The 11,091-nt window shown below is 36.8% G+C and carries 8 protein-coding genes; 3 read left to right on the top strand and 5 right to left on the bottom strand.

Translation table 11 applies throughout. The features are described 5' to 3' along the window. Nucleotides 1-265: 265 nt before the first annotated feature. Nucleotides 266-862, bottom strand: coding sequence for a TetR/AcrR family transcriptional regulator (locus AN389_RS12665; RefSeq protein ID WP_055019947.1), 597 nt, complete (start codon nucleotides 860-862; stop codon nucleotides 266-268). Between the two features lie 100 nt (nucleotides 863-962). On the opposite strand from AN389_RS12665, the gene AN389_RS12660 reads away from it, so the two are divergent. Further along, a complete protein-coding gene (locus AN389_RS12660; protein ID WP_055019946.1) occupies nucleotides 963-1,784 on the top strand; it encodes a peroxiredoxin family protein in 822 nt (273 codons plus the stop codon). 675 nt (nucleotides 1,785-2,459) lie between these two features. On the opposite strand, the gene AN389_RS12655 is transcribed toward AN389_RS12660, so the two are convergent. The 4 genes from AN389_RS12655 to AN389_RS20390 all read right to left on the bottom strand — a co-directional run bounded on the left by AN389_RS12655 (nucleotide 2,460) and on the right by AN389_RS20390 (nucleotide 6,534). After that, nucleotides 2,460-3,233, bottom strand: a complete 774-nt coding sequence (locus AN389_RS12655) for a 2-keto-4-pentenoate hydratase (protein ID WP_055014530.1) — start codon at nucleotides 3,231-3,233, stop codon at nucleotides 2,460-2,462. A gap of 105 nt (nucleotides 3,234-3,338) precedes the next feature. After that, a complete protein-coding gene (locus AN389_RS12650; RefSeq protein ID WP_055019945.1) occupies nucleotides 3,339-4,304 on the bottom strand; it encodes a hypothetical protein in 966 nt (321 codons plus the stop codon). Between the two features lie 73 nt (nucleotides 4,305-4,377). Beyond that, nucleotides 4,378-5,490 carry a family 16 glycosylhydrolase gene (locus AN389_RS12645; protein ID WP_160318633.1) on the bottom strand — a complete coding sequence of 371 codons (1,113 nt, stop codon included), beginning with the start codon at nucleotides 5,488-5,490 and terminating at the stop codon, nucleotides 4,378-4,380. A 321-nt stretch (nucleotides 5,491-5,811) separates the two neighbouring features. Further along, nucleotides 5,812-6,534 (bottom strand): helix-turn-helix transcriptional regulator, encoded by a 723-nt coding sequence (locus tag AN389_RS20390; protein WP_160318632.1) that lies wholly within the window; start codon nucleotides 6,532-6,534, stop codon nucleotides 5,812-5,814. A 745-nt stretch (nucleotides 6,535-7,279) separates the two neighbouring features. Here AN389_RS20390 and AN389_RS12635 point away from each other — a divergent pair. Beyond that, complete coding sequence (locus tag AN389_RS12635; RefSeq protein WP_055019942.1) at nucleotides 7,280-10,120, top strand: TonB-dependent receptor; 2,841 nt, start codon at nucleotides 7,280-7,282, stop codon at nucleotides 10,118-10,120. A gap of 204 nt (nucleotides 10,121-10,324) precedes the next feature. Further along, on the top strand, nucleotides 10,325-11,062 hold the full coding sequence (locus AN389_RS12630; protein ID WP_055014420.1) for a FadR/GntR family transcriptional regulator: 738 nt from the start codon (nucleotides 10,325-10,327) through the stop codon (nucleotides 11,060-11,062). The last annotated feature ends 29 nt before the right edge of the window (nucleotides 11,063-11,091 follow it).

The raw sequence follows: 11,091 nt of genomic DNA, 5'->3' as shown, positions 1-11,091 counted from the left end.
TGGGTATAACGTTTGCCTTTGCTCATAAAACACCTCTTATTAGAAGTTACAATGTAACTTAGTGGGTGTCTAGCAAACTATGGGAGGTCCAAAAACTAGGCAGAAATTATTGTACCTAGTTGTTCTAAATATAAAATTTTAACGATGTTATAGTGCAATTTAATTCGTTAAATTGATCAAAGATTTATGCAGGTTGGTATAACAACCCCGCATAAATACGTTTACTATGCGGGGTTTAGTAATACTTACAGAGCTGTTTTAGGTGTTAGTTAAGTTCTAACGACCTAAAATAGTTTAATAACAAATCTATAGAATTAGCCAAGGTAGTATCAGCTCCACGAATACGAGATTGTACGCGTAACCCTTGCATATTTGTCATAAAAAAATCGGTGAGCTTATTAATATCGGTATTATTTGCTAACTTATTATTACTTAGATAATCGGAAAAAAAGTAATACATATTAGCTCTTACATTATCTAAATGTTTATTAGCAATTTCATGTAGTGTTGGCTCATCGCCTGCTAGCTCAACAATACTGTTCGTTAATAAACAGCCATAGGTTAATTTATCGTTATTATTTGCTAAAAATAATTGATTTAATAATATTTCAATATTATCCGACATGGCTTTTTTCATATCGAGAAAAGCAAAGCGTTTAGTTAACTCTCGCTCTACATAATAATCAATTGCTTTATTGAAAAGAGCCTCTTTATTACCGTATGCGTTATAAATGCTGGTTTTTGTTAAACCAGTAAGTACAGATAATTTATCAACTTTGGTTGCCGCATATCCGTGCTTCCAAAAGTAGTCAGCAATATTAGATAGCACCTGCTCTTCATCAAACTGCTTTCGCTTACCCATCACAACACCTTTTAATAAATTATTGACAGAAATTGTACCACTCAGTACAATTTATTTTCAAGTGTACTAAGCGGTACAGTAAATTAAGTAAGGTAAAATGATGGATTGGTCAGCTTTTATAACCGCTATAAGCGGGTTAGTAGTTATGTTTATAGGTATTAGTGTTTATTTCTCAAAGTTAATTAAAAATAAAGTGCCAAAAACACCTGTAGGATTGTTTTTAGCGCTTTTTGTTGGCGTGGTTTCTGGTGTGGTGAGTTTGTATCTTGCAATACCAAATAGCTTTTTAGCCGTATTACCCGTTGCTATACCCACATCTTTGAGTTTATTTTTGGGGTTATTTTTCTTGTTTGTGTTTTCACATAAAAAAACACCCATAGGGAATATTCAAGTTAAAGTAGGCGATAAGGTACTGCCATTTAACACAACCACAGCGCAAGGTACTGAGTTCTCAGAGAAACATTTACTCGGCAAGCGCACATTTTTAAAGTTTTATCGCGGCTCATGGTGCCCATACTGCAGCCGAGAGCTCAAAATGTTTGAAGAAATGAAAGCAGAGTTTAATAAATACAATGTACAAGTGGTTGCGCTATCTGGGGATAACACTGAGCAAGCAAGTAACCATATAAAACGCGACTCTCTGAGCCATACTTTACTTGCCGATCCAAGCTTAAACGTTATAAAAAAATATGGCGTTGAACATCAAAAATCGCTTGGTGCCGAGTCAGACAATATTATGAGCATTTTTGGCTTACCGTTTCCAAAACCTTATCAGTTTAAATTTAAATCAATGTCTATTCCTACATCAATTTTGATTGATGAAAAAGGTATTATAAAATGGATAGATCAATCAGAAGATTATCGATTAAGAGCTAATTACCAAAGAGTAATGCAAGCACTCGCTAACAGCTTTCCTGCTTAATAACCTAAGTAAAAACCTTATTAAAACTTAAAAATGAAGGTATTTAACTATAGAAATATAGACGCTTGGACTTCCACAATGCATAAAATCGACCCATTAGGTCGTTTCCATGACTATAGAGGCAAGTTGCAAGTTATTAAGAAATAGAAGAGGAATTCAAAAACTTCAACGTCTGTTGTTCACTCAAATAAGACCCCGAAAAGTGCTTATATAGCTATCTACGTTAACAAAAAACAGAAACATATTTCCGATAACTACCTTTCAAGATCTAGAAACGGAAGTTTGCTTCCGTAATATCGCTATATAAGCTTACAAACCGTGAGTTTACTCACGTTTTGTACTTTTAGATTATAATCCTGTATCTATTGAGCACTGGGAAATACAATTTGTTATTTAACCTATACTACCAGCCATAAAATCAAATAGTGCTGGCTACAATTTGCCAACCATCCTCCGTGAAGGCGTTATAAATATTGGAAAGTTTAAGCAATTAAACCACGCAATGTACAAAGGGTTAAAGTGGTGATTAAAGCTGGACTTAGTAGAGGTAATTTACGAATTAAACCTGCAACATCTACAGTGCCAATAGGTGCTCGTAAAATACCATAAACTGAGTTCCTGAATTTATGATTTATTAAAGTACGCTAGCTAAATCATACAATCTAGGTAAAGGGTTTAAGTGAGTGTTGTTTCAAATTTAACGTGTATTTTACCAAGTCCTTCATACGTAATTTGTATCGGTTTGTTCATCTCCACCTCCATAAGGCCATTATATGAGCCGGTTATAAACACTTGGTTTTTTTCTAACTTAAAGCCATTTGCAGATAAAAAATTAATGGCCCAATAAAGTGGAAGTTGCGGTAACTTGCCTGGATGCTGCCCTGCAACATTAACGCTATTGTCGCCTTCCTGCTCCACTATAAGCGTTATATTATTACTCTCATAAGCTTTTTTCTGGCTTATTTCTGGGCCGATATACACACCTTGATTAGATAAACCGTCGGCAAGTTTTTCAAACTGTGTAGCTTCGTATTGCTTGCTAAACCTGTTTTCAATAAGCTCTAATGCTAGATGTGCACGACCTATAGCATTATCTATTTGTTCATTTGTGTATGGCTTTAATGCACTTAAGTCTTTATTTAAAACAAAAGCAATCTCTGGTTCTATCAGCGCTTTGCAATTTTCACTATTTATCAAGCACGTGTCAGTGCCTTTAATAGGTTTATGAAGCAATGGGGCTAGAGTAATTACGCCATTGCTTGATGGAAGCATACATTTCCAACCGTAAACGCTCTCATCATTGAGCTTTATCATCAATTTTTGAATTACTAAAACGTCTTCAATCGAGTCAAGCGTAAAACCTTTAGGAAGATCTGAAGCGCCACTACCGCACTTTCTTTTGCTCAATAAATGCTCTGCTATATGTTGAAGTTTTTCTGAGTTGTTCATTTTGTTGCCTTCGGGTAATACACTACTTGTGTCATGATGAAAAATTAATAATACATTGAACACACCAGAAAACATACTACCTTTGCATTTATAATATATTATTATTTATTGTAATCTTTCAAGCAAATGTGCCCGCAATTTAGGGCTATGGATTTGCTCAATTAATTCATTCATATTTGCGCTAGATGTGCCTGTATAGTCGATATAGCTTTTGATAGCGAAATACTTCGATTGTTCGCCTTCTAGAGTAAATATCCATTCTCGTGCATCACTTAATTCATGTTCTGGCCATTGACTGATAACAGAATAAGCTAGATTAGGTTGAAATGATGAAGGATAACTATAAAACTCATCTTGTACCTGCTTCGAGTTATTTTTAGTAAGAGTTTGCGCTAGTTGGTGTTGAATAATATGTCGATTGTTACCGGCTATCTCAGTGTGGACTTCAAGGTAATTTAATAGCTGCATAGGGCCTAATTTAGCCCAGGTTTGTAAAAGCCTAAGCTCTGCCTCTTGTTTAATTTTTTCATTGCTTAAGTTATTCAACCATTCGATCCCATCATAGGGTGATACAGCCACTTGACTGCTCAAATAGTCATCAACAATACTTTGATCTGAATGAAGTATTTCAAAATTTAAAATAATATCCCCAGCGACAGGTAAATTATCTGTAATTAAGAAATGTATTACTTGGCTTATATATAACATGTGCTCTGGCGCTTTATATTGCTCACTCAGCCAATGGACACATTCTAATGGCGCTTCTTTGGCCCAATTAAGTAAATGGTTACTTATGGTTTTTATACGTAACTCTTTATCTCTAATTAACAAAGCCTTATCAAGTATGGCCGTATAGGTTGGCTTTTCTGTTTCAAAATCTTCGGCAGGTGAAGCTTTAGGCTTGAGCGTTTCTATTGCGTGTTTTGTATTATTTATTTCAAAATGCATTTGCGCAGAAGTTTCTTCGATGACTTGCTTATTGTCGTTTACTTGTATTAAATAAACATAACCGCAAATGATTAGTAAACTAATGCTAATTATCCACTTGCCGTATAAATTTACCTTTTTCATACCCCCTCCAAAAAGTAGAAGCCTGAGACTATAAATAAAGTGCCTCAATCCTTCGAGGCTAATTTAAGTTAGCTTAATTCACCGTGATGGTTAATTTATCTAATTTACCTTTATTTTTAGTTTTAACCGTAATCGTCGCAGTACCTTTACTCCTCGCTTTTACAACGCCAGCACTGTTCACAGTTGCCACATTTTTATTGCTTGATGAATAAATGACTTTTTTATTGGTTGCACAGTTAGGCATTACTGTACTTTCAAGTGTTATAGATTGACCCTTTCTAAGTGTCTGTTTTGCTGCACTTAGTTGCACACTATTGACAGCGACAAAGGTGTTCGGACATGACTGCCCCTCGCCTGGATCAGAATTGTTATTGCCCACCTTTACCCAGGTTCTTACATAATCAACTTCCATTGAGGTTGGGAAGCCTTCTGCTGATTTATTCGCTGATGGGTAAAATTGATTACATTTCCATTGCGTATGCGGCGCGCGTAAGCCTTGTGATAATGTGAGGTTCATTTGACGATGCCAGTATAAATTTTTCTTTTCACCCACTACTTTACCGTCAACATACCAAGTGATCTTGTCTTTAGTCACATTGACACCATAGGTGTGAAAGTCATTTCGAGGATCGAAAGGTAAATGGTATCCGTTATGATTCGTTTGCGGAAAAGACCCAGGACGCATCCATGTTGGTTTACCATTTTTTACTACAATATTGTGTAAGTCATGATCAGATTCTCTCACGGCACTTTTTTGAGTAAGTTCTACTACGTCTATTTCGCTATATTGAACATCCCCTTCTTTCGTTAATGAACGGTCAATGGTGCTATACATCCAAAAAGCAGGCGATACGCCAGGAAATGTACTCGCTCCTTTGATTCGAGCTTCGTAATAGCCATAATTACCTGTAGCTCTTGATTTAGCGACACCCGATGTATAATAAAGTGGGTAATTTGCAACTTGCTGCTGATTACAGCCATCCCAGAATGTACGCTGATGAGATTCTCGCTTAGTGGTTAATTTTAGTTTGCCATTAGATACTGTCGCATTTTCATTTTTCCATGACCAAACCCCATAGTTTTCTGTTTGAAAGTTCCACTTTGTCGCATCTTTTACGTTAAATTCGTCAGAGCGTTTGGCTTGTAAAATCCATGTTTCACCAGGTTTGGCGATGGGAGGTTGCATAGATGCTGCTTGCGATGCTGCACTTAAAAAAAGCATACTCATAGCTGATATAGGGAATGCCACGATACTTATAGGTTTCATTTATTTATCCATCCTTTGTTGGTGTGAACTGAGCCGCAGCCCAGTAATAGTTGCAGTGTTATAATCGATGAATTTGAATTTACAGATATGTGCTTCTTACCTGTCAGTCTAACTCTCGTTACTCGCGCAAAATTAAGCTGAGCGAGTGGAGATATTTAATATTTATATACAACACCAAACCTCAAAAAATGGTTTTACTGTTCTCTAAAAATGGCTTTTAATCGTTATTTAGTTGTAGTTTTAGCTGGAAAAAGTACGTTTAAATTGCTTCGGCGTGTAGTTTGTTCGTTTTTTAAAAACCGTAGCAAAGTAGTTTGAATTATTAAAACCGACCTCGTAAGCGGTTTCTGTAACAGATTTTTTTAGTAATACTTTTTTAGCCTTTTCTATTCTTACTTCAATAATTTTATTATTGATTGTCTCATCCGTAGCTAACTTAAATTGCTTTACAAGGTAAGAGCGACTTACGCCAACGGAAAGAGCAATCGTGTCTATATTTATATCTTTGAAGTAATTGTTTTCTATATATAAAAGTGCATTGTTTACAACACTATTATTAATATGAACCTGCTTTGCTTTACTATTAATGCACTCATTATTATCGTCTTGTTGCTGGCTACTGTTATAAAGCGCTGTGTTTACATTCCCGCTGAAATTAACTTTATTAGCGTTAGAAGAGGAACTAAGTATTTGGCTATTCTGATAAGTGGTTATTTCTAAAGGGTTACTAAAATGACTTTTATTTTTAACAGCATAATTTGCTATTTTTATATCTTTTAACATGGTACCTAACCAAATCAATCCACATAGACTAGTACCTGAATAGTACATAACCCAATGCGCTGATGTACTGCCTAAAATGGCGATACAACCTAAACTAATTGCGCTGTATATATAACCTTTGTTTTGTGCTTTTGGTGTGTGCAACAATAAATAGCAACATGGTGTAATTAACAAAACCATAAAGGTAATGCTCTGCAAGTAGTAAATATGAGTGAGTTTAAGCCAATCAATAGGCGGTATTATTACCCCAAAATCTTCAAGCACGTTAATTTTAGGATGCTGTAACTCTGTTAAAACTAAAAAGCACAATGAAAAAGCGATGCCAAAGCTATAGCTAAAACAGGTAACAGATTTGGGTAATCTAACATCGGAAAATTTAAAAAGTGCAATTAACAGTGAAGGTAAACCTAACCCAAAAAATAAAATTGTTCGCCCTAATTGGATGTATGGTTTAGCGTGTTCAATAGGAAGAATATTGAAAGCGGGACCACATAAATAAAAAATAAAGGTTGCGAAAAACACAGCAAAATAGTTATACGATGAACCAAAGCGCCGTCGCTCTATAGAAAAGTACACAATTGCAGTAAAAAAAATAGTCGCAACTAACATCGGCACAATGCAGCGCAAAAATACGCCCCACGTCAATAAATTGTCTAACACGCCCTTTCGCCTTATACCCAAAAAGAATACATAGTATGTTTATATAAATATAACAAATAGGCCAGATATAAATTGTAACTAAGTAGTTAATTTATAGTTATTCAACTCTGATAATTTTTAAAAAGCAGCTGACTGGAACAACAAAATATTGAAGCGAAATAAATTCTTTACTTGACGCATAAACATATGATGTTTAGATTCGTAAAATGTTACCTGCTTTTTATTTATACACTGACTTCTATCTATAACAATAAGGAGAGTTACAATGCACACTAAAAAGAAACTAGTACTTGCTATATTAACGTCACTATCAAGCTATTCGTACGCGCATGCGTCCGATGTTTCTGCTACCGCTAAGGACAATGATGATACAGAAATAATTGTCGTAACTGGTGTACGGTCAAGTCTCGAAGCCGCATCATCACTAAAACGCTACAGTGATAGTGTTCAAGATAGTATTGTTGCTGAAGATATTGGTAAATTTCCAGACCAAAATGTTGCCGAATCCTTACAGCGTATACCTGGTGTTTCAATTAATCGCGTTAATGGCGAAGGCTCAAAAATAACAGTGCGTGGTTTTGGCCCCGAATTTAACGTTGTTACTTTAAACGGACGCACACTGGCAACGTCTGAAATTGGCCGCTCTTTTGATTTTCAAGTATTAGCTGCAGAGCTTATATCAGGTGCAGACGTCGTAAAATCTCCTACAGCTAAAACGCCTGAAGGGAGTATTGGCGCGTATGTTAACGTTAAAACCGCACGTCCATTAGATAACCCCGGATTGCATGTACTGGGTTCAATTAATGCTAAATACAGTGCTCTCTCTGGTGAGAGTAGCCCTGAATATTCGGCTTTGTTTAGTAATACCTTTGCAGATGATACTCTCGGCTTTAACATTGCGCTGTCGCAACAAAAAAGTGATAACCGATATGACTCAATGGGTACAACTCGTTGGTTATTACTTAACAATGAGCCAGGGGTTATTGAAGGCGACATTTATAATTTAAATGGGAATGTGGTTACACCCAGTATACTCCGCCATGCTGGGCGAATTGAATACGCCTTGGGTCAAGAAAGCCGTGAGCGCATAGGTGTTAACACCAGTTTACAATGGGCGCCAGATTCAAGTTTTACCAATACATTTGATTACATGTATACCGACCTCTCAGTAGAAACGCAAACGCAAGGTTTACAAGCGGGTCTACAGTATCCTAATTGGCGAAATGTAGTTGTGTCAGACAATGGCACCATTTTATCGGGTACTAAGTTTTCAGGTAGAACACAGGGAGGAACCGGTGAGAATGTTGATTTTAGAATTGATGGTTTATTCCAAGAGCTTGAATCAAAATCAAAAACGCAGGCATTTGGGTTTAATTCTGTAAAGGAATTTGATGTATTAACGCTTGAATTCGACATAGCCCATTCAACATCTAAATCAACGCCGCGTAGCGATCTATTGGTCCCTAATTATATTTCACCAGAGCGAAACGATAGTTTAAATTTTGATTTTAGAAACACAGATACCGTCAATTTAGATACCACGATCGATTATGCTTCGCCTTCAAGCGTAAGAGCACACTGGAACTTAGTTTCACATTATGAATTAGAAGACACAATTACGGAGCTACAAACAAAAGGTAAATACCTATTCGATTTAGAGTTTACTGAAAGCCTTACCTTGGACTCAATCGATTTTGGTATTGCGTATTCGGACCGTGAAAAAATAAGAGATCGCTATGAAACTTTCCATGAAGATAACTGTGGTTTAATTGTTCCTGGTGCCGATATTTGCGGTGAGCTTAGAGACATGCCGGATGATATATTTTCAGCAAGCCCCTATTCAGACTTTTTAAGTGGCGAGCAAGGTAATTTCCCTCGTGATTTTTTATTTGCAGATATCAATAAATATCATAGTGCAATTGCCCAAATGACAAAAAACCCCAATTGGCCAAATGAGCAATATAATGAGATCGCATCATCAAAAGTAACTGAAGAAAAAATAAGTGCTTATAGTCAATTTAATTTTAGCGGCTTGGTTAATGATTATGATTGGCGTGGTAATTTCGGTGTTCGTTATGTAAAAACTGAAACAAAATCTTCGGGATATGGAAAACGCCGCTTAGGGTATACAGGTGAGCTTGATAATGGCCAACCATTATTAGTTGTAGAGTATACAGATTCAGGAATTCTTGAAGCAGAAAATAGTTATACCAATTGGCTACCCAGCGCTAATTTTAGTATTAACTTATCAGATAATTTATTAGTCAGAGCAGCAGCTGCAAAAGTGATGTCTCGCCCTGCCATCGACGATATTGGTGTGCAAACAACCTATACTGATATGCAAGCGGGCAGTTTTTCGCAAACAGGTGGAAACCCTTATTTAGCGCCTTATAAAGCCAACCAATATGACTTATCTTTTGAGTATTACAGTGACAGTGGGGATGCATACGCAATTAACTTTTTTAGAAAAGATATATCGAGTTCAATTGGGCAAGTTACCTACCTAGATAGTACCCCTGATATTTGGGATGGAGAGCAATATGTTGATTCTTCAGTTAGTATCGATGGGTACGGAAATGTTAACGAAACGATTAATACTAAACAAAACCAACCTGGCGGAACAATTAGCGGGGTAGAGTTAGCTTTACAACATAATATGGACTATTTACCGCGCTTTTTAAATGGCTTAGGGGTACAAGCAAACTATACGTGGGCCAAGACTAAAAACAATAACACTCAAAAAATAGATCTCCCAGGTGTAACTGACCCAGGTGATAAATTAGAGGGGTTTGCCGAAAACTCATATAACATTGTCGCCTACTACGACAAAAACGCATTTCAGGCACGCTTAGCCTACAACTGGCGGGATGACTTTTTAAGTAGCCGAGCTGGTGTAAAAAGTGGCGGATTACCCGAGCATACAGCAGCCTATGGTCAGCTTGACTTTAGTATGTCTTATGCACTAAATGATAACTTTACGATCACAGGTGAAGCAATAAACATTACTGATGAACGCGTTTATCAGTACGCGGATATAAAAGAAAGAGTGATAAATGTGCAGTACACAGGCCCACGATATCGAATAGGCTTACGCGCCAAGTTCTAAGTACTAAAATAAATATTCCAAATTGCAATAAAGATCGCTTTTACGCGATCTTTTTTCGCAAAAGCAGTAGGCTTAAATTATGTATATTAGCCATCAATATAGGCTTTTATCCCCGCCCCTGTATTTAAATCCATAGAATTAATATTCTATATAATAGGTTATGTTACGTTGACTATATAAACATATTATGTTTATATAGTAAGTATGAGTGAACTTATATATTACGACCTTAAACAAACATCTGGAATGGCAGCAAGCCTTTCTGTGCAAGTTGCTAAAGAAATAGGCAGACGCATCGTCTCTGGCTCATTTGAAGCTGGTAATTTAATTGATGATGAAGATGCATTAGCTAAACGCTACCAAGTGAGTCGTGTAGTTGTGCGCGATGCTGTTAAAATTTTAGTTAGCAAGGGGCTCTTAGATGTACGCAGAGGCATTGGTACGCGCGTGCTACCTCGAGATAGATGGAATATGCTCGACGATGATGTTTTAGCATGGCATTTATCAGCGCCACCTAATCGCAAGTTTTTAGAGCAATTAATGGATGTGCGTTTGGCTTTTGAGCCAAAAGCTGCTCGCTGGGCTGCAGAGCGCGCACGCCCTGAAGATTTGATCGAAATAGCCGCTGCTTGCGAGCGCATGGCTAAACCCGACAACAGCGCTGAAGATTTTATTATTGCAGACTCCCTTTTTCATAAAGCCATTATAAAAGCCGCTCAAAATAGCTTTTTAGCTTCAATGGAAGGCGTTATTTATTCCGCTCTATTAGTGAGTATTAAAGTAACAAATAAAGATCCACGTGATAACGGTGCATCTATTCCATTTCATCGTGAAGTGTACGAAGCCATTGCAGCCAAAGATGGTGAAAAAGCTGAGTTACTTACCGAAAAACTCCTCAAAGACGCCAGCTTTCGTCTTTCTGCGACAGTAAATAATAAATAGCCATTGTTTATTGTCGCGAATTCGTATAA

The sequence above is a fragment of the Pseudoalteromonas sp. P1-7a genome, from assembly GCF_001401855.1.
In the GTDB taxonomy this organism is placed as follows: domain Bacteria; phylum Pseudomonadota; class Gammaproteobacteria; order Enterobacterales; family Alteromonadaceae; genus Pseudoalteromonas.
The sequence above is the reverse complement of the archived record's forward strand: the minus strand, read 5'-3'. Positions and strand labels throughout refer to the sequence as shown.

Bases quoted from the DNA above. Each gene is read 5' to 3' on its own strand.
- AN389_RS12665 (WP_055019947.1), bottom strand. From the start codon at position 862: ATGGGTAAGCGAAAGCAGTTTGATGAAGAGCAGGTGCTATCTAATATT.
- AN389_RS12660 (WP_055019946.1), top strand. From the start codon at position 963: ATGGATTGGTCAGCTTTTATAACCGCTATAAGCGGGTTAGTAGTTATG.
- AN389_RS12655 (WP_055014530.1), bottom strand. From the start codon at position 3,233: ATGAACAACTCAGAAAAACTTCAACATATAGCAGAGCATTTATTGAGC.
- AN389_RS12650 (WP_055019945.1), bottom strand. From the start codon at position 4,304: ATGAAAAAGGTAAATTTATACGGCAAGTGGATAATTAGCATTAGTTTA.
- AN389_RS12645 (WP_160318633.1), bottom strand. From the start codon at position 5,490: ATGCAACCTCCCATCGCCAAACCTGGTGAAACATGGATTTTACAAGCC.
- AN389_RS20390 (WP_160318632.1), bottom strand. From the start codon at position 6,534: ATGGTTTTGTTAATTACACCATGTTGCTATTTATTGTTGCACACACCA.
- AN389_RS12635 (WP_055019942.1), top strand. From the start codon at position 7,280: ATGCACACTAAAAAGAAACTAGTACTTGCTATATTAACGTCACTATCA.
- AN389_RS12630 (WP_055014420.1), top strand. From the start codon at position 10,325: ATGAGTGAACTTATATATTACGACCTTAAACAAACATCTGGAATGGCA.